Annotated in this window: 19 protein-coding genes; 13 read left to right on the top strand and 6 right to left on the bottom strand. The window is 47.9% G+C overall.

Annotation, left to right across the window (positions count from 1 at the left end; genetic code table 11):
• Positions 1–2: 2 nt before the first annotated feature.
• From C7K08_RS04565 to C7K08_RS04550, 4 genes are read left to right on the top strand one after another with little or no spacing between them, the layout of a single operon-like run.
• Positions 3–1,859 carry an NAD(P)H-quinone oxidoreductase subunit F gene (locus C7K08_RS04565; protein ID WP_106499471.1) on the top strand — a complete coding sequence of 619 codons (1,857 nt, stop codon included), beginning with the start codon at positions 3–5 and terminating at the stop codon, positions 1,857–1,859.
• A gap of 7 nt (positions 1,860–1,866) precedes the next feature.
• Entirely contained in the window at positions 1,867–3,372 is a 1,506-nt protein-coding gene (locus C7K08_RS04560) for an NADH-quinone oxidoreductase subunit M (protein ID WP_106499470.1), read from the top strand.
• Complete coding sequence (locus C7K08_RS04555; RefSeq protein WP_106499469.1) at positions 3,372–4,511, top strand: CO2 hydration protein; 1,140 nt, start codon at positions 3,372–3,374, stop codon at positions 4,509–4,511. The genes C7K08_RS04560 and C7K08_RS04555 overlap by 1 nt, the downstream gene beginning before the upstream one ends.
• Positions 4,512–4,521: 10 nt before the next feature.
• The gene (locus C7K08_RS04550) at positions 4,522–4,776 is read left to right on the top strand and encodes a 4a-hydroxytetrahydrobiopterin dehydratase (RefSeq protein ID WP_106499468.1); all 255 of its coding nucleotides are present in this window, start codon (positions 4,522–4,524) and stop codon (positions 4,774–4,776) included.
• Between the two features lie 38 nt (positions 4,777–4,814).
• Here the strand turns inward: C7K08_RS04550 and dnaA are convergent, their stop codons facing one another.
• The gene (gene dnaA, locus C7K08_RS04545; RefSeq protein ID WP_241537041.1) at positions 4,815–6,194 is read right to left on the bottom strand and encodes a chromosomal replication initiator protein DnaA; all 1,380 of its coding nucleotides are present in this window, start codon (positions 6,192–6,194) and stop codon (positions 4,815–4,817) included.
• A gap of 99 nt (positions 6,195–6,293) precedes the next feature.
• Here dnaA and C7K08_RS04540 point away from each other — a divergent pair, with 99 nt between their 5' ends.
• The 3 genes from C7K08_RS04540 to C7K08_RS04530 are packed head-to-tail and all read left to right on the top strand — an operon-like array spanning position 6,294 to position 8,678.
• The gene (locus C7K08_RS04540) at positions 6,294–7,421 is read left to right on the top strand and encodes a trypsin-like peptidase domain-containing protein (RefSeq protein ID WP_106499466.1); all 1,128 of its coding nucleotides are present in this window, start codon (positions 6,294–6,296) and stop codon (positions 7,419–7,421) included.
• Positions 7,418–8,002: a TIGR04282 family arsenosugar biosynthesis glycosyltransferase gene (locus C7K08_RS04535; RefSeq protein ID WP_106499465.1), complete on the top strand. Its 585-nt coding sequence runs from the start codon at positions 7,418–7,420 to the stop codon at positions 8,000–8,002. The genes C7K08_RS04540 and C7K08_RS04535 overlap by 4 nt, the downstream gene beginning before the upstream one ends.
• A complete protein-coding gene (locus tag C7K08_RS04530; RefSeq protein WP_106499487.1) occupies positions 7,995–8,678 on the top strand; it encodes a TIGR04283 family arsenosugar biosynthesis glycosyltransferase in 684 nt (227 codons plus the stop codon). The genes C7K08_RS04535 and C7K08_RS04530 overlap by 8 nt, the downstream gene beginning before the upstream one ends.
• Positions 8,679–8,842: 164 nt before the next feature.
• On the opposite strand, the gene C7K08_RS04525 is transcribed toward C7K08_RS04530, so the two are convergent.
• Genes C7K08_RS04525 through hisG form a run of 3 tightly spaced genes read right to left on the bottom strand, consistent with a single transcriptional unit; the run spans position 8,843 to position 11,780 of the window.
• Positions 8,843–9,358 carry a GNAT family N-acetyltransferase gene (locus C7K08_RS04525; protein ID WP_106499464.1) on the bottom strand — a complete coding sequence of 172 codons (516 nt, stop codon included), beginning with the start codon at positions 9,356–9,358 and terminating at the stop codon, positions 8,843–8,845.
• Between the two features lie 11 nt (positions 9,359–9,369).
• Positions 9,370–11,139 carry an ABC transporter ATP-binding protein gene (locus C7K08_RS04520; RefSeq protein WP_106499463.1) on the bottom strand — a complete coding sequence of 590 codons (1,770 nt, stop codon included), beginning with the start codon at positions 11,137–11,139 and terminating at the stop codon, positions 9,370–9,372.
• Positions 11,136–11,780 (bottom strand): ATP phosphoribosyltransferase, encoded by a 645-nt coding sequence (gene hisG / locus C7K08_RS04515; RefSeq protein WP_106499462.1) that lies wholly within the window; start codon positions 11,778–11,780, stop codon positions 11,136–11,138. The genes C7K08_RS04520 and hisG overlap by 4 nt, the downstream gene beginning before the upstream one ends.
• Positions 11,781–11,858: 78 nt before the next feature.
• On the opposite strand from hisG, the gene gloB reads away from it, so the two are divergent.
• Both gloB and C7K08_RS04505 read left to right on the top strand, forming a co-directional pair.
• A complete protein-coding gene (gene gloB / locus C7K08_RS04510; RefSeq protein WP_106499461.1) occupies positions 11,859–12,629 on the top strand; it encodes a hydroxyacylglutathione hydrolase in 771 nt (256 codons plus the stop codon).
• A 41-nt stretch (positions 12,630–12,670) separates the two neighbouring features.
• A complete protein-coding gene (locus C7K08_RS04505; protein ID WP_106499460.1) occupies positions 12,671–13,066 on the top strand; it encodes a RidA family protein in 396 nt (131 codons plus the stop codon).
• A gap of 27 nt (positions 13,067–13,093) precedes the next feature.
• Here C7K08_RS04505 and C7K08_RS16805 read toward each other — a convergent pair whose 3' ends face one another.
• Both C7K08_RS16805 and C7K08_RS04495 read right to left on the bottom strand, forming a co-directional pair.
• Positions 13,094–14,104: a calcium:cation antiporter gene (locus C7K08_RS16805; protein ID WP_423218680.1), complete on the bottom strand. Its 1,011-nt coding sequence runs from the start codon at positions 14,102–14,104 to the stop codon at positions 13,094–13,096.
• 118 nt (positions 14,105–14,222) lie between these two features.
• A complete protein-coding gene (locus C7K08_RS04495) occupies positions 14,223–16,055 on the bottom strand; it encodes an ABC-F family ATP-binding cassette domain-containing protein (protein WP_241537040.1) in 1,833 nt (610 codons plus the stop codon).
• A gap of 126 nt (positions 16,056–16,181) precedes the next feature.
• On the opposite strand from C7K08_RS04495, the gene C7K08_RS04490 reads away from it, so the two are divergent.
• The 4 genes from C7K08_RS04490 to C7K08_RS16315 all read left to right on the top strand — a co-directional run.
• Positions 16,182–16,490, top strand: a complete 309-nt coding sequence (locus C7K08_RS04490) for an MTH1187 family thiamine-binding protein (protein WP_106499457.1) — start codon at positions 16,182–16,184, stop codon at positions 16,488–16,490.
• Positions 16,491–16,524: 34 nt separating this feature from the next.
• Positions 16,525–17,220, top strand: coding sequence for a putative 2OG-Fe(II) oxygenase (locus C7K08_RS04485; RefSeq protein ID WP_106499456.1), 696 nt, complete (start codon positions 16,525–16,527; stop codon positions 17,218–17,220).
• 142 nt (positions 17,221–17,362) lie between these two features.
• Positions 17,363–17,683 (top strand): lysozyme inhibitor LprI family protein, encoded by a 321-nt coding sequence (locus C7K08_RS04480; protein WP_106499455.1) that lies wholly within the window; start codon positions 17,363–17,365, stop codon positions 17,681–17,683.
• 574 nt (positions 17,684–18,257) lie between these two features.
• The coding region (locus C7K08_RS16315; RefSeq protein ID WP_241537044.1) for a transposase at positions 18,258–18,386 on the top strand (129 nt) is incomplete at its 3' end.

The raw sequence follows: 18,386 nt of genomic DNA, 5'->3' as shown, positions 1-18,386 counted from the left end.
YTATGCAATCCGATTTACCCCTTTCGATTCAGCTTGTGTGGCTGATTCCGATATAYGGCTTGAGTGGCATGYTGCTTTCGWTGCCATGGGCGGCCGGTTGGTTTAAACGCCAGGGGCCAAGGCCAGCTGCATATTTAAATTTGYTAATGACATTGCTTGGTGTAATCCATGGCAGTTTGGTGTTGCGCCAAATATTGCAACTGGGTGCCCAACGCCTGCAGTTTGATTGGTTTGCTGTTGCTGATTTAAAACTCCAAATTGGTTTTGAACTAAGCCTTACAAATCTYTCGGCCTTGGAATTTGTTACGGYYATGAGTTTATTAGGGCAGGTTTTCGCCCTTGGTTATTTAGATAAGGAATGGTCCTTAGCCCGTTTCTATGCCCTKTTGGGTTTCTTTGAGGGGGCTATGGCCGGTTTGGTGCTTAGCAGTAATTTATTTGTTAGCTATTTCCTGCTGGAAATGCTTACRTTGTCTACCTATTTATTGGTGGGTTTTTGGTATGCCCAACCCTTGGTTGTTACCGCTGCCCGGGATGCGTTTCTCACAAAACGCGTTGGTGATGTGATGCTTTTAATGGGGATGGTTGCCCTATCTGCGTGGGCTGGATCCTTAGAATTTAATGATCTTTATGAATGGGGGGCCACAGCCACCGCCACTGGAGCCYTAACCCCCYTTGCMGGTACTTTAATCGGCTTGGGCTTGATTGCAGGACCMATGGGTAAATGCGCCCAGTTYCCCATGCATCTYTGGYTGGATGAGGCGATGGAGGGCCCAAACCCAGCYTCRATTCTGCGTAATTCAGCGGTAGTTACCTGCGGAGCATTGGTGCTACTTAAGTTGATGCCATTGCTGCAATTTTCGCCACTTGCAGTRGATGTTTTATTGGTTGTGGGCACCATAAGTGCCATTGGCGGCGCCTTGGTTGCCATTGCCCAAGTGGATCTTAAAAGGGCATTTTCCTATGGCACAAGTTCATACCTCGGACTCGTTTTTATTGCAATTGCCCTACAACAACCGGCKGTGGCACTGCTGTTGTTGTTTGCCCACGGCCTAGCAAAAGCACTTATTTTCATGGGTGTTGGCAGTGTTATTGCCACAACTAATTGCCAAGACCTCACRGAACTCGGMGGCTTGGGATCACGCATGCCAGCCACCACCAGCGCTTTTTTGGTGGCTGGGGCKGGCCTAACCGGCCTATTGCCCTTGGGTTGTTTTTGGTGTTTTGGYTTTCTGGTGCAAGCCTTCTTGCCAAATCAGCCATTCTTGGCTGCTGTTGTGTTGATAACAAATGGCTTAACAGCATTTAATTTGGTGAGGGTTTAYAGGCAGGTTTTCCTMGAYACTCCCCATCCCAAAACGCGCCGGGCCCCTGAGGTGAATTGGTTGATGGCTTTACCAATGGTTAGTTTAACCGTAATAGTTTTRTTATTACCATTAATGTTTCAGCGCCTAAATCCCGTAGCTGGTTTATCCGCTGTTAATTCWACAAGYATTGGCCTSGTTGTTGCCAGTGGCGCCCTTGGGGTGCTGGCTGGCAGCTTGGTGCGTTTAGACCGCTTCTGGTCGCGCTCCGTATTGAAACCTTTGAGAGCTCTGCAAGATCTACTTGCATACGATTTTTATACAGATAAATTATACCGAGCTACGATTGTTAGATTGGTTGCAGGCTTTGCCGATTTAACTAATAGATTTGATCAAGAGGTTATCACCGGCCTTGCTAATCGCTTGGGRTTGCTTTCAATGCAGGGGGCCCAGGGCTTAAAACTTGCTGTTAGYGGCCAAATGCAAACCTATGTGCTCACAGCAGTGTTAGCGATTGTGCTGCTATTGKGCTCGCTAATTTGGTCTTTAGGGTGAGCGAATTATGATGCTTTCGATCCTGCTTTTAATTCCCCTGGTTGGGGCATTGCTCTTTCTAATTTTGCCAAGCAATCTTGCACCTACGCGGATGCGTAGCATAGCAATTGCCGTGYTGGTTGTTCAATTAATATGGAGTTTGAGGTTACTGTTTGCCTTTGATCCRGAKATTTCTGGCATGCAATTGCAGGAATCATATAGCTGGGTGGAGAAGCTTGGCTTGCGTTATGAATTAGGGATAGATGGTCTTTCTMTRCCATTGGTGTTACTAAATGCCGCCCTAACCCTTGTGGCGGCTGTRTGCACAAGGGAATTGAGCGAAAGRCCCAGGCTTTACTTTGCTCTTATTTTGCTAATTAGCTGCGCTGTWAATGGCGCATTTGTTGCTAATAATTTATTGTTTTTTCTGCTTTTCTACGAGCTGGAATTAATTCCCCTYTGGCTTCTTATTTTGATTTGGGGTGGCGCCCAGAGGGTTTATGCAGCCACTAAATTCCTTTTGTTCACTGCCCTTTCAGGTGTTCTTATCCTTGCTGCTTTCCTTGGCTTAGCCYTAATTAATGGCAGTGTTGATTTTAGTTTGAGCCCGCTAATAACTGAAAATATYAGTATGACTAGTCAACTCCTATTGCTGGGTTGTTTAYTGGTGGGTTTTGGCATCAAAATTCCGCTTGTGCCATTTCATAGTTGGTTGCCTGATGCCCACACCCAGGCTTCCACGCCTGTTTCAGTTCTTCTTGCGGGAGTGTTGTTGAAACTTGGCACCTATGGCTTGCTGCGTTTTGGCTTAGGGATGTTTCCTGATGCTTGGGCTTTGCTTGCTCCCGCCATGGCAATTTGGGCTGCAATTTCAGTGCTCTATGGATCATTTGCCGCCATCGCCCAAAGGGACATGAAGCGCATGGTTGCCTTTAGCTCCGTGGGCCACATGGGTTATGTGTTGCTGGCGGCAGCAGCAGCCACCCCTGTTGCCCTAACGGGCGCTGTTTTTCAAATGGTTAGCCAYGGCTTGATTTCGGCTCTTTTGTTTCTACTTGTGGGTATTGTTTATCGCAAAACTGGCACCAGAGACTTGGAAGTGTTGAGGGGSCTTCTTAATCCTGAGCGGGGGCTTCCYTTTACGGGCACCCTGATGATTCTTGGYGTTATGGCAAGTGCTGGTTTACCAGGAACGGCTGGTTTTATTTCAGAATTCCTTGTATTTAGGGGCAGCATCCAAACCTATCCATTAGCTACTTTGCTTTCCATGGTTGGATCTGGTTTAACTGCTGTTTACTTTCTGTTGCTTGTGAATCGCGCCTTTTTTGGCCGTTTAGCTATCACCCCAGCTGATGATCCAGAACTGCATAAACGCTTAGATGTKCAATTGGCACCAGTGGCGCTAAGGGAAACAATCCCAGCCCTTGCCTTAGCCATTGCTGTTATTTCAATTGGTTTGTTGCCAGWGGGKCTTGGCAGTGTAAGCAATGCAGCCACAGGCGCCATGGCCCAATTATTTGCTGGGGTGGGCTAATGCCAGTTATACCTTCTGAATTGGTGCGCTCTGGGRCRGTTCCAAGCGCCTTGGAATTGCAACGTAAATTACTTGCTTCTGAACCATTACTAGCCGATACTAAAACCCATTTAATTGAGGTGGTTGATGTTCTTAAAAGCTATGGTGAAGTGCTYGATGCCTATAGTAAAAATTTGATTTATCAGGCTGAAGATCAATTCCTCGTGCCTTTTCCACTGTTTAAGTATTTAAATGGTGATAAATCAATTGCAAAAATCTGGCGGCATCTTTGCCATGACCGCATTAATTTTGAATATGCKGAATATTGYATGAAATCCATGCTTTGGCATGGCACAGGCGGCATGGAYGCCTATCTTGATAGCGATCAATTTTTAAATAATTGYGCCTTGATCATTGCCCGTAAACGGCGAGATCCGTTGTTGGGTATTTTGCATCCTSTTTTYCCGCAGTTTTTAGCYGAGTTGATTCGCKCTGCTGCCACTACCCATGCCTTGGGKCAATTTTGGCGTGTGATGAGCGATCTGTTCATCGATCTGGCCAGCGCCGAGGCCGATGGCCGGGTTAGCTCAATCGCTGAGCTTGTTGATTTCATAAAGCTTGGCTTGGTGGCAGCTGCTGCTAATCCGATCAGCTATGGGGTGCAGATTGATGGCAATCATTATTGGATCTTGCCCCCAGAAGCTGGCCTCACTTTTCTTGGTGATGTGGCTGTTCCCTATGTGGAGGCTGTWTTYCTTAGGGGTACGCCATTTTTGGGCACCGTTTCCTTTAATGCCCAGGCGCAACAAATATCCCCTGATCAGGCCAAGTTTTGTTATGGGGCCCTCTACGCAGACCCCYTGCCCAGCATGGGGGCTGGCATCCCGCCCAGCTTGTTGATGCAGGAYATGTATCGCCACCTGCCTTTGCGCTTGGAGCAGCTCTACGAAGGCCGCACCCGCGGTGCTGGTGATGTGCGAGTGAAGATCTGCAGCAGCTTTCAGAAGGCGATGTTTTGTGTAACCAACGCCGCCATCGCTGGTACTTTCCCCCATGGTTTGGCCGGTGCCGATGCCGCTGAAATTGCCGCTGATGGGGCCTACGCCAATGCCTGGGCCCAGCGTCTTTGCCAAGGGCGCACCGATTGCCTAGCGGCTTAAAGTTTCAGATATGGATCATCAATGGACAGCTAGACCAAAACCAGACCGTGTGGAGTGGCTGGAAAGGCGGCTTGAATTCAGCAACTACGCCAGCAATCGTGATTTTTTAGATCGCTTGAATGATTTTTGTGAGCAGCAGGGCCGCTTTCCCGACATCAGCTTTGGCCGCACCTATGTGAATATCACCCTTAGGTCTGAAAATGAAGGATCTCCGATATCAGAGGAAGATTACGCTTTTGCAACCAGCATAGATGGCCTGATATGAGCTTTTTTAATTGGTTTGTTTATTAATTGGTTGATTTATTAATTGCGCCTGCGGGAATCAATTTGCAGTAGATCTTTAACCTGCTGCACTTGGTTGGCAAGATTTGGATCGGTGCCCAGTTTTTTCTCTATTTGCTGCACTGCATACATCACAGTTGTGTGATCTTTACCACCAAATTGTTCGCCAATTTTAGGCAGGCTTAGGTTTGTGCATTGACGCATTAAATGCATTCCCACCTGGCGGGCTTGGCTAACAGCTTTTTTACGACTGCTGCTGCACATCTCAACCGTGCTAACACCAAAAACTTCAGCAATTTTTTCTAGCAATAATTTGGGATTAATCTCTCCTTCCGGCATTGATGAACCAAGTAGAGGTGCAACTGATTCCACTGTCATTGGTAGGCCAGTAATAGATGCAAAGGCCACAGCCCGGGTGAGGGCACCCTCTAATTCACGAATATTTGATGTGAAGCGGCCGGCTAGATATTGAATTAAATCACGTGGTAATTTCATTTTTTCCTGTTCTGCTTTTTTATGYAAAATCGCCATTCGCGTTTCCAAATCTGGTGTTTGAACATCGGCAATTAAGCCCATGGAAAAACGTGAGATCAGCCGTTCCTGCAAGCGTTGAATTTGACTTGGGGGCCGATCGCTGGCGATAACGATTTGACGACCGGCTTCATGTAGGGCATTRAAGGTGTGRAAAAATTCTTCTTGGGTGTATTCCTTGCCTTCAATGAATTGAATATCATCTACTAAAATAAGRTCACAGGCGCGATAGCGATCGCGGAAGGCCTGCATTCCATCTTTGCGAATRGCAAGGATTAAATCATTGGTGAATGTTTCTGTTGAAACATAAAAAACCCTCGCCTCTGGATCGATCTCCACCCGGTAGTGGCCGATGGCTTGCATCAGATGGGTTTTACCTAAGCCCACACCACCACACAGGAAAAGGGGGTTGAATTCCCTGCCGGGCGATTCGGCCACGGCTAAGGCMGCGGCATGGGCCATGCGGCTGTTGGGGCCCACCACAAAGCGTTGAAATGTGTAGCGGGGGTTGAGGTTTGCCCTTAGCCGTGTGGCTGGGGTGGSAGTTTGAGSTTGTGTGTTGCTTGGCTGATAGTTGCTRGGGGCGGGTAGGGGCGGAGAGCCACCTGGATCGTTTGCGCTTGTGATGATCACCTGCACGGCTCTACCGCCGTGGGCGCTAGCYAGTTCGGTGATCAGGCCCAGGTAGTTGCGTTGTAACCAGCCGGAGGCRAATGGATTTGGTGCTTCCAATTGCAGGGTGTCGCCAGTGGCTGCAAGGCAACGCACCGGCCGTATCCATGTTTCAAATGTTGGTTTGCTGAGATTGCTGTGCAGTTCTTTCTGCACTTGATCCCATAAATCTGGCTCTGGCAAAGGCGAGGCTGTCACTTGGGGAAAACCGATCCAACCTGTGCCGAATGCCGAATATAGATGCATTGCGCAGCTTCTACCGCCTAGCGCGATACTTCCAGCAATCAGCCGTTACCGATGGGTCCTGTGCGTTGCAATTTTGAATTTCGCTTTCCCCAACTGCTGCCAGTGCTTTTGCTGCTTGGGGGCTGCAGCTCCCTATGGCGCCCTGGTGCACCCCCTAAGGCGCCGCAGTTAAGCGATGGTCCATCCCAGGCGCCGATYGCTGTGGGAAGCAGTTTTGTGGCCGATGCGGTGGCCAAGGTGGGGCCTGCTGTGGTGCGGATCGATATCAAAAAAGAAGTTGCTAATCCAATCGGCGGCATTTTTGGCATGGGCCCGCCSTTGCAGGAGCAGCAGGGGCTTGGCTCAGGTTTTATTACCCGATCCGATGGTTTATTGCTTACGAATGCCCATGTGGTTGAGGGGGCGGGCAGTGTTGCTATCACCTTGCCCGATGGCCGTAGTTTTCCGGGCAAAGTGCTCGGCGCAGATCCCCTCACCGATGTGGCCGTTGTAAAGGTGGCAGCCCAGGGGTTACCTGTGGCACCGCTGGGTAATTCAGCGRMTGTGCGTCCAGGGGAATGGGCCATCGCCATCGGTAATCCCCTCGGCCTTGATAACACCGTAACGCTTGGAATTGTTAGTGCTACWGCCCGCACCGATGCCCTTGGTGGCGGCCAACGGGTTGCTTATATCCAAACGGATGCGGCAGTTAATCCGGGCAACAGCGGTGGACCATTAATTAATGAYCGCGGCCAAGTGATCGGTATTAATACAGCGATTCGCCAAGCACCAGGTGCTGGTTTAAGTTTTGCTATTCCCATCAATAAAGCAAAAGTTGTTGCTCAACAAATCCTCGAAGCAGGCAGGGCTAGCCATCCTTATTTAGGTGTAAAACTGCAGGCGATTACTCCACAGCTGGCTAGGGAGGTGAATGCCACTGGTAACAATTGCAAATTGCCTGAACGCAATGCTGTGGTGGTAGTTGATGTGGTGCAGGGCAGCCCCGCGGCCCAAGGGGGATTGCGCAGTTGTGATTTGATCTTGAAAGTTGCCAACCAGCCGGTTAAGAGCCCCTCYGATGTGCAGGTGGCGGTGGAAGGCGGCCAGGTTGGTCGTGAATTAATGATCACAGTGGAACGSCARGGTAAAACCCAAGCCTTTAAGTTGCGGCCGATGGARTTACCYAGGGGCCAGGGGTGAGGGCTAGCAGGGTTTTGGTGCTGCTGGGSCGTTTGCCMGCACCKGGTAGATGTAAACGCAGATTAGCGATAGATATCGGAGCAGTKGCTGCYGCTCGGATTCAAAGGCAACTGTTGGCCCACACCCTTGSGGTAGCTAATCAATGGCGATCAACTACCGCARATGGAGCTGTGGTTATAGCAATTGGTTGTGCCCAGGGGGTWGGTGGCCTTGGCTTGCGAATGCAAMGGCAATTTGCAAAGGCATTCAGGGGCGGCGCTAGGCATGTGGTGTTGATAGGTAGTGATCTACCGCTRCTTAGCGCTATGGATATTAACGATGCATTTGAAGCACTCAACCAACGGGATTTGGTGATAGGACCAGCCCTAGATGGGGGCTATTGGTTAATTGGTTTAAACCACTCGCATGGTTCCTTATTTAGCGGAATCCCATGGGGTAGCAATCAGGTGCTTGCTGCAACTAMAGATAGGGCKCAAMTTTTAGGTTTATATCCATGGCTACTAAAAAGCAGAGCTGATATTGATMAGTTGCAMAACCTCAACCCATGGTTTGGCGAWTGYGATGGAGATGGAGATGGCTAATTTCCGGGAACCAGGCCAGTGGAGTGTGGTGATTCCAGTGCTGAACGAAGTGGAGTTGCTTGGTGGCCTGTTGGCTCAGTTGCAGGACGTGGCTGAATTRATAGTGGTTGATGGCGGCAGCAGTGATGGCAGTTGYGAATTAGCCCTGTTGATGGGTGCCAAGTTATTGAGATTTAGTTGTGCCAATCGSGGAGCCCAATTAGCCCATGGCGCATTGCAGGCAAGGGGCAGCCATTTGTTTTTTGTTCATGCCGATGCCCGTTTACCTGCGGGGTGGTGTGGCCTGCTGGCTGATTGTTTAGAACAACCAGGTGTGATTGCTGCTGCCTTTCGCYTAARGGTGCAGGCTGSKGGWTGGCGCCTGCGCCTACTTGAATTCTTTGTGCATTTGCGCAGTAGTTGGCGTGAACTTCCCTATGGCGATCAAGGCTTAGCAGTAACAAAACAAACCTATGGGTTGGTGGGAGGTTTTCAACCGATCCCATTAATGGAAGATCTTGATTTGGTGCAACGCTTAAAAAAACTTGGCTCTGTGGTGATAGCACCRGCAGCGATAACGGTTAGTGGTAGACGCTGGCAACGTTTAGGGGTGTGGCGCAGTTGCTGGCGGAATGCAAAATTACGGGCCGCCTGGCGCCGTGGGGTGAGTGCGGAAATTTTACAGAAACAATATTAATCATAAAAAAATTGCAATAATAGAATTTTTTCCCATTTCACCAGTTTACGGATAAGTTCCGATAGATATTAATCTTTTAACTTGACTACCCCTGGGCTGGGCTTGGTAGGGAATGGCGCCATAACTTTTTTAAGCAAAAATAATTACTGCTTTGTGAAAAGGTWTTACCTMGCATACCAAAAAACGCAACGTTCRCCTCGGGGTTCGAGATTCCARCCTTGGCCCGAATAAAAACGCACCGCTTGAGCGTCGGCRAATAGGGTTACCTTTTCCACTTCCATCATTTGTAAGCGTTCAAGTAATACAASCATCATTCCCTTGCCAAGGCCATTGCGTTGATATAGRGGRTGAATTGCTAAATCCCAGATGGTKGCATCAAGCACGCCATCRCCAGTRCAACGGGCAAAACCAATCAATCGCGGTAGKCGCGGGTCATGGCGCCATAAACCAATAACCAATAGGGAATTATCCAGGGCTTTACGAACCCTTCTTTGCGGCCTTCTGCACCAACCCACCGCATCACAAAGTTGCTCTAATTCAATTAAATCAATTTCACGATCAAAGCTAGTTACCAGCCTTAACTTTTCATTGTTAGTTTTTAGCTCACGCCATTGCTCACCATAGAGCTTATCCARTAATGGTTCGCTGAGTGTTGATTGTTGTGTATTACTGCTGTTCATTTTGCTTTCATTTAGAGGGTTGCCAGGCCCCGTTCCTGCAGGTCGGCCAGTTGGGCATAGAGGCCACCTTGGGCGCGCAGATCAATATGACTGCCTTCTTCAACTACGCGCCCCCGTTTTAGAACCAAGATCCGATCGCTCGCCTCCACCGTTGCTAGGCGATGGGCGATTACRATRGCGGTKCGATTTGTTAATAACTTACTTAARTCATTTTGTAAGGTTGCCTCGGTGCTGGGATCKAGGAAGGCTGTTGCCTCATCCATAACCAACACTGAAGGATTGCGTAGGGCAACCCTTGCGATTGCGAGTAGTTGTCKTTCRCCTGAACTTAAATTGCCACCCCGTTCCCTTAGTGATGTATCTAAGCCATTAGGTAGTTTTTCCAGCATTGGTGCCAGGCCAAGGTCTTTACAGAGCTGCTCTAATTCATGGCGACTACATTCAGAATTTAAGGTTAGATTATTGGCAACACTTCCGCTAAATAGAAAAGTATCTTGAAGCACAACACCCAGCCTTTGCCTCAGATCTGGTATCGGTAATTCTCTGATATCAACCCCGTCTAATAATATGCGACCCTGCTGTTGTTCATATAATCTACACAGTAAACGTATTACGGTGGTTTTACCAGATCCTGTGGGCCCCACAAGTGCAATGTGCTCACCGGGCTTAATATGTATGTTTATGTTCTCTAGAATCGGTTCATCATCCCTRTAGGCAAAACAAACATCTTCAAATATAACCTCACCTGATTTTGGTTGATCTGATGATATGAAGCTTTTTGCTTCTTTTATTTCTAAAGGTGTATCTAGCAATTCTCCAATCCGCTCAATTGCTGTTAGGCCAGCTTGAATYTGGGTGAAGCGTTCCGCCAGTTGCCTAAGGGGATCAAATAAGCGTTGCGAGAATAAGATAAAGGTTGTTAACACACCTAAGCCAACGCTTCCCGACGTAACCAGATGTCCGCCAACGGCTAGCACAAGCGCTACTGCTGCTAATGAGATCCATTCAAGTAAAGCTGAGATAGCACTGTCATAAAAGATCGTTCCATCAACTGCCTTGCGATATTTTCCATTTGTTATTGCGAAGCGTTCACTATTAAGTGTTTCYCGCCTAAACATTTGAACAACTTCAAGGCCTTGAAGATTTTCTTGAAGATCTGAATTGAGYTGGCCTAATTCYTCTCTAACTCTGTAATTAGCTTTTCGATAACGCTGTTGAAGGCTTATCACAAGCCAGGTTATGGGGATTTGCAGAAACAGCAGCATTAATCCCAGCGGCCGATTGATTGATAGCATTAATGATGCGATTACTACAAAAGTAACCACATCAGCAATTACTCCGATTGCGCCTGAACCAAATACCTCCGCCAGGGCATCTACATCATTTGTTAATCGGGTTATCAATTTACCAACGGGGGTGCGGTCGTGAAAGCGCAGCGATAAATTGAGGGTGTGGCTAAATAAATCAACCCTCAATTGTGAGGTAAGCCGTTGGCCAATGGTTTGCACTAACAAACTTTGACTACCTTGCAGGGCAAGGCGCACCAACACTGCTATYAGCAATAGGCCGATCAACCAGCGCAGGGCWGAGGCCATTGGCATTGCCTGCAGCCACCACCAGGCCTGTTCACCCCGCAAYACGGAAATTGCTTGGCCCACCAATAGTGGTTGCACAGCACTGGCGGCGGCCACTGGTAAAAGRAGGCTTATGGCAAGAAATAATCTGCGTCGATCCCGGGCCAGRTATGGCAACAGGCGTTGCAGCCTACGCAAATCCTTCATTGATTATCAGGATTTTTTGTTGCAATGGCATCTACTAAATCYTGCAGTTCACCATTATCTAGACGCATTGAAAGCGGGTGAGCCACTAATCGGGCCGTACTAAAAAAGAGATCTTCGATGGCGATTAAGCCATTGTCTTTAAGGGTGCGGCCAGTGGCCACAAGGTCTACGATTGCTTCTGATATGCCTGTGAGTGGCCCTAATTCCACAGATCCGGTGAGATGGATAAGGTCGATMGGTAGATCTAATTTTTGAAAATATTCCGATGCGCAGCGGGTGAATTTACTTGCCACCCGGCAATGGGCTGGCAGATCAGCGGCGCGGCGATAGGGGCTATTTTCCTTTACTGCTACGGCCATGCGGCAGCCGCCAAAACCGAGGTCGAGCAGTTGGGCAACGCTTCTTTGTTGTTCTTGCAAAACGTCGTAACCAACCACCCCCAGTTGGGCTTGGCCGTAGGCCACGTAAACGGGCACATCACCATTGCGCACCAGTAGGGCCCTTGCTTTRCCGCAGGCGCTAGGCAGCATCAATTGGCGGTTATTTGGATTGGTGATAGCGCTGAAATCAAGGCCTGCCGCAGCAAAACGGGTTACCGAATCCTTGAGTAGCGCCCCCTTGGGAAGGGCAACCGTGATCATGCCTTGCGTTCACCWAATCAAACTGTAATCACCGGCACCGGCCCATGGCGCCAAACTRSWGCAAGAMAYGTGGYTGTAATGCTTGAAATCCAGCGCCTAGCTGTGTTGCGCGACAACTACATTTTTGTGTTGATTGGTTCAGCCGGGCGGGCAGCGGTGGTTGATCCAGCCATTGCCTCACCWGTGCTCGAACTRCTGGAGAAGCGCAAATTAAGCCTGGAGKTGGTGCTGCACACCCACCACCACAGCGACCATATCGGCGGCACCCCCGAGCTGCTGCAGCACTGGCCTAAGGCCCAGGTGTGGGCTGCTGCTGCTGATCGARAGCGGATTCCTTTTCAAACCCGTGGYYTAGGGGCTGGTGAGCAATTGGATTTATTTGGTAGGCCATTGCATGTGCTTTCTGTGCCTGGTCACACCAGAGCTCATATCGCTTACTACYTGCCAAGGGTGGGAGAAGCTGGGCCTGAATTATTTTGCGGYGACACCTTATTTGCMGGTGGCTGCGGACGTTTATTTGAAGGAACAGCCGCCCAGATGTGGGCATCGCTGCAGCAATTTGCTGCCYTAGATCCTGATACCCAAGTGTGGTGTGCCCATGAATACACGCAAGCAAATCTGCGATTTGCCCTAAGCCAAGAYCCAACGAATCAAGCACTTCAAGAACGTTGGCAACAGGTGCAGGAGCTGCGGGCTAGGAATATGGCAACCGTGCCATCACGGATTGATYTGGAATTGGCAACCAAYCCATTTATGCGTTGCAARGATGCCAGGCTGCAGGCGGCMACGGGTTTTATTGATCCSGTTGAAGTGCTAGCTGAAATTCGCACACGTAAGGATAATTTCTGAAATCTGAACTGCAAGAATAATTGTGTTCTGTTTAAGCAGCCATGGAATTGGATCAAATTGAGGCGGTGCAAACCAATCAGGCACCRTCGCCGGTGGGGCCCTAYAACCAAGCGRTAAAAGCAGGTGGAATGCTTTTTTGTTCAGGTCAAATAGCTCTGCACCCARTCACTGSTGAAATGGTGGGTGCAGGTGATGTGCGGCTTGAAACCAGGCAGGTGTTATCAAACCTGAAAGCTGTTTTAGAGGCTGCCCACTGCAGCGCAGAGMGGGTGGTGCGCACTACCGTATTTCTTGTTGATCTTGCCGATTTYAGTGATGTAAATAGTATTTATGCTGAAATGTTTTCCACTGGTGTGTCCCCAGCTAGGGCTTGCGTTCAAGTGGCAGCWTTGCCTAAAGGAGCTAGGGTTGAAATTGATTGCATTGCTCTTTTRTGATYTTACTAATTATCAAGTTGKAAGSTTTTATTTTAACAACACAGCGCCWGTAATYAATGTGCTGTAGGTGATTAGYAATAATATACCTTTATACCAATTCAATGAGTTGGCTTCCGTAAGCCATTGCACCACMAGGGCCGCTCCAAAAAGTGAKGCTARGGCCTCCGGMGGGAAGGTGAGATGCAAATAATTTTGTAAKGGGATTCCAATTAACACYAAACAAGGTAATACAAATTGGAGCAATTGAACACTTGATTCAACTGTGCTGGTCATTGCTATGTCCATGCGYCCGTTAGTGGCAGCTCTAATGCTAACTATTGCTTCTGGTATGGCTGAGAATAGTGGCAGGATRAACATCCCCACAAGCAGTGGCGTTAGGTGGGAACCTTTTACTAGATATTCTAGGGCATCAACTAAATGATTTGATACCAAGGCCATGGCAATTGTTATAACAAYAAGCATTAAAATTATTTTKGCAAAACTAGTTGAATTRCCTRATGYATGATCTGATTCTTTTTGTTTTGGCTTAATAAAAAATGATCTATGGGTGCCTAGTTGTAGAACATAACTCATTAAATATGAGCCAAGAATYAGAACAGCYACAATAATTGAATAGATTGAAAAATTATCCATCTTTTCGCTCCCTTCACTTAGGGGRCGCAGGGCATTCCARAAAAATACGGATGGAATCGATAATAGTGTTACGCTAATAAGCAGTTGATTYGTGCTCAGGGCTCTGCTATGGGCCTGAAGTTCTATATTAAGTTGTTTCCTTCCWGCGATTACYGTTGAAATACCCAATATTAGAAGCGTGTTGGTGATTACAGAGCCKGCGATTCCAATAACYACAAGATTATAYAGGCCGCTRTTGAGGGCYGTTATGGCAATGATTAATTCCAGTATGTTGCCTAAAGTTATATTTAGTAGGCTGCCGATTCTATCGCCAACTTTGCCGATGAGTTCATCTACTAATTTTGCAGCTTCGTGGGCTAGGGGGATTAAACCTAATCCACAAAGAAGGAAGTATGGCAGGTGCATTGATATATTTTCTGGCGCTGGTAATACCACAGCTAAGGCACTGAAAATCAGAAAATAATTCCAGCTTTTAATCGGCATTGAACGCATCGGCTTGCTTTTTTTATGTTAACCCACTCGATCAATTTTCCTCAAGGGCACTTATTTCAAGCCAGCGCTCCTCACCCTTTGTGATTTGTGAACATAGGCTAGCAAGTTTTGTGGTGATATTTTCAATTTCTTCGTAGTTTGCATTTATTAGTTTTGCCTCAAGGCTCATCTTTTCTAGCTCTAGCATTGGCAGGTTTTTGTCTAATTGATCCAATTCCCTTTGTTCTTTAAAGCTACGCTTRCGCGATTTTGTTTTAGGTGGTTTAACMGTTGTTTGGCTTTTGKTGGCGGTTRCTRTTTTTGCGGGTTGTTTTTGTTGATCTTGWRTTTGCTGYTGTTGGTGTTCAAGCCATTCACTGTAATTTCCTTCAAAACGCTCTAATATGCCATTTKCTTGAAAGCAAAATAAGCGATCGATTGTGCGATCTAGAAAATAACGATCGTGTGAAACTATGATTACACACCCYCGAAAATCTTCAATGTAATCCTCTAAAACCCCWAGGGTATGAATATCAAGGTCGTTTGTGGGTTCATCGAGCAGTAAAACATTGGGAGCTGCCATTAGCAATCTGCAKAGATGAAGYCTGCGCTTTTCGCCGCCTGATAATTTAGAAACGGGGCTRTATTGTTGTGCGGGTGGAAAYAAGAAGCGCTCTAGTAGCTGTGAAGCTGATAGGAATTCACCTTGACCYAGATCAATCCTTTCGGCTACTTCTTTGATTACTTCAATTACTTTTAAATTATTTGATAGTTCCTCCGAATGTTGATCAAARCAACCGATCACAACGGTTTCACCCCTYTGAACTAAGCCMCCATCCGGTTCCTGTTTCCCATTYAAAAGATCTAGTAATGTTGATTTACCCACACCATTGGGGCCGATAAATCCCACTCTATCTTCCGGTGAGAAGCTATAGCTAAAATCTTTAATTAATGTGCGATCGCCAATCTGGCGGTGTAGATTTTCAACTTCAATAACTGTTTTRCCAAGGCGCCTGCCGGCACTTGCCATTTCAACTTTTGCTTTTACTGGTTTAAATGTTTGTTCTCGCATTTCAGCAATTCGTTGAATGCGGGCTTTTTGCTTTGTGCTTCTAGCCTTAGGGCCGCGTTTTAACCATTCCATTTCGCGCCGCATTACTGAGCGATAGGCCCGTTGCTGGGCTRCATCAGCAATATCTTCTTGGTTTTTTAATTCAAGATAAGCACCATAATTACCAGGATAACGTTTTAAATTACCTGCCTCTAATTCAATTATTGTGTTTGTTACYCTTTCTAGAAAATACCGGTCGTGGGTGATTAGCACTAATGCCCCTGGAAAGCGGGCAAGGAATTCTTGTAGCCATTCTGTTGCAAGTGCATCTAAATGGTTTGTTGGTTCATCTAGCAATAGGCCATCGGGTTCTGCTACTAATGCTGCGGCTAAWGCTAAGCGTTTGCGATATCCACCTGAAAGTTCACCCACCTTACGGTTTGGATCATTTATGCCAAGCCGGCTCAGCACTTCATGGCATTGGCGTTCTAATTCCCAGGCATTTAGTTGATCCATGCGGCCGCTAAGGCTGCCAAGTTCTGCTAATAAATTGCTACTTGTTGGATTTTCTTGTAATTGAAGMGTGATGTTTTCATAGCTTTTTACCACTTGCATCTTTTCACCGCTATCGGCAAATACCTGYTCAAGCACYGTGCGATTTGGATCAAGGGTTGGGTTTTGATCCACATAGATCACTTTGCTGCGAGTGTTTATTTGCACGCTGCCRCCACCYGGCGGTTCTAGGCCTGCCATCAATCTCAACAGGGTGGATTTTCCGGAACCATTGGTGCCGATTAGGCCCATCCGTTCCCGTGGGCCAACTTCGAGAYTCACCTTGTGGAGCAAGGTTTTTACCCCAAAGTCTTTTGTTACATCCTGGAGGCTGATCAGGGTTTTGCTGCTACTGCCTTGAGCCTGTCATGGTGCGGGGCGATGATGGTGTAGTTACGGCGTTTTGCCATGAAGGTAATTGTTGATTTGTGTGTGGTACCAGTGGGTGTGGGCGTAAACCTYTCCCCCTATATYGCCACCTGTGAGCGGCTGCTAACAGCAGCTGGTTTAAAAATTCAACTCCATCCGAATGGCACTGCTATCGAAGGCGAATGGGATGAGGTGTTTGCTGCGGTGCGTAGTTGCCATGAGCAACTCCATGCCATGGGTTGCCCCCGTTTATTCAGCACTATCCATCTAAATACCAGAGTTGATCGCCAGCAAAGCCTTGAAGATAAGGTGAACAGTGTTGAGCGCTTACTTGATKAGTTGAGTTAGCACCTAGCCTCAGCCTGAACTTTTGGACATCACCATGGAGGTGTTGGAGCTTTTTCCTCGCTATGTGCTCAAAGGCAACCTGGCCCAAACTTTGCTCTCTTCTTTGCAGGTTTTGGCTAAAGAGGTGTTGAAGGCRCCTGATCGCAGCCCTAATGCCTCCCACAAACTTGCCGGTCAGCTTGCACTGCAGCTTGAACTTGGCCCCCAACAACCAGCTGTGCAGGAGCTCTGCCGCGAGGTGATCTTGCCTGGGTGTGAGYGTTGGATTCGCCATGTGATCGATCGCTTGCCGCCCCARGGGCGTGGACCCTGGGCWGAKGGRCGYTATGGMTTGCAGATGGTTGATTTATGGCTAAATGTGCAGCGCTCGGGTGATTACAACCCAACCCACACCCACGGSGGYAGTTTYTCTGGGGTGATCTTTTTACAGGTTCCGCCCCAGATCAATAGCAATAGTTTTGATGGMCAATTGTGTTTGTATGGCCCTGAGGAATGGCACATYCAAAGCTTTCGCACCGGCATGGCTGAATATGTGTTGCCTGTTCCTGGCGATTTCTACATATTTCCTGCCTGGCAACCCCATTCAGTRGCTCCGTTTCGGGGAGATGGTGAACGTTGGTCTTTGGCMTTTAATGTGATGGCCATACCCAAACGTGTGGATGTAAACCCTGTTACCACAAACGATAACGTGGAACTTTTTAGCGTTCGTAAGCGTCCCCAGGGCTTTTAAASYAGAACTCCAACATCCGTAAGCATCAGGAGCTTCTCGGCCACATTGACGCCATATCGGCCGYTTTYATTCAACATTTGTTTTGCCTTCCCCCTACCCCACCAGCAACTAGCCGTACGCTGCTCAAGGGGCTAAAGGATCTATGAAAACGCTATTGCTATTAGGCCTGTTGCTGCTGCCATCTACTGCTGCTAGGGCCCAACCAACCAAACTCAACTGCCCTGGTGAAACCACTGTGGAGATGCGCTATTGCGCTGGAGTGCAATTAGAGAAATCAACTAAACAGTTAAATAGCAAATTGCCCACCGCCATTTATCAGCAATGGCAAGAAGCAAGCAAAGCTGTTTGCACTGCTGCATATGCACCTTATAAAGATGGCAGTATTTACCCGCAGTTGCTGATTAGCTGTAATAACAAGTTGAATCGGACACTGCTTAAAGAATTTAAGGGGATGGATCAGTAATTGTGGGATGGGCTTCTTACTGTTTCGAATATCAGCTTGGAAGGCTCAACCATTTCTCGCTCAGTCTCATTGCAGTGCAATGGATTTAAAAATGAAAAAGCCACATGTGAGATGTTTGGTGAGATGTTTTGCTTTGAGAGCTCCCTGAGAGCAAAAATTTCAAAAAGCAGAATTGGTTGAAATTGAGCTCCTGAGATGGAAACGAGATGAATGAGATGCCATAAAACTGATCCAAAAAAGCTGTTGTTTCTTTCGTTGGGCAGCTAGGGGTTTAAAACCTCTTTTGGCGGGCTTGCTGTTGACCTCAAGGGCCTATTTGCCAGCCGCTACCTACATCAACGGCTTTTTAAGCAATAGCTGCCGGAGCTAAACCATCCAAGCGGGCATGAACTACCAGTTTTTTGGATTGCTTCCCGTTCATTACTTGGGCTACTGAGGCAGTAGTTACCGGAGCTAAAAAAACCAAGCGGACAGCTGCTACTACTTTTTTCTATCGCCCTGACGTGGACCCCAAAAACTGAACCAGCCCTTATGAGAGCTTCCTTACCGGCCAGATTTGGCCAGGAGAAGCCCCATGAAACGCAAACGCCACAACCCCGAGCAGATCATCCGCAAGCTGCGCACCGCGGAACAACTGCTTAACCAAGGCCAAGCCGTCGCCGATGTCTGCAGAGCTCTGGAGGTCTCAGCCCCTACTTATTAC

The sequence above is a fragment of the Synechococcus lacustris str. Tous genome, assembly GCF_003011125.1.
Lineage (GTDB): Bacteria > Cyanobacteriota > Cyanobacteriia > PCC-6307 > Cyanobiaceae > Synechococcus_D > Synechococcus_D lacustris.
Note: the sequence above shows the minus strand (reverse complement) of the source record. Positions and strands in the feature narration are given on the sequence as shown.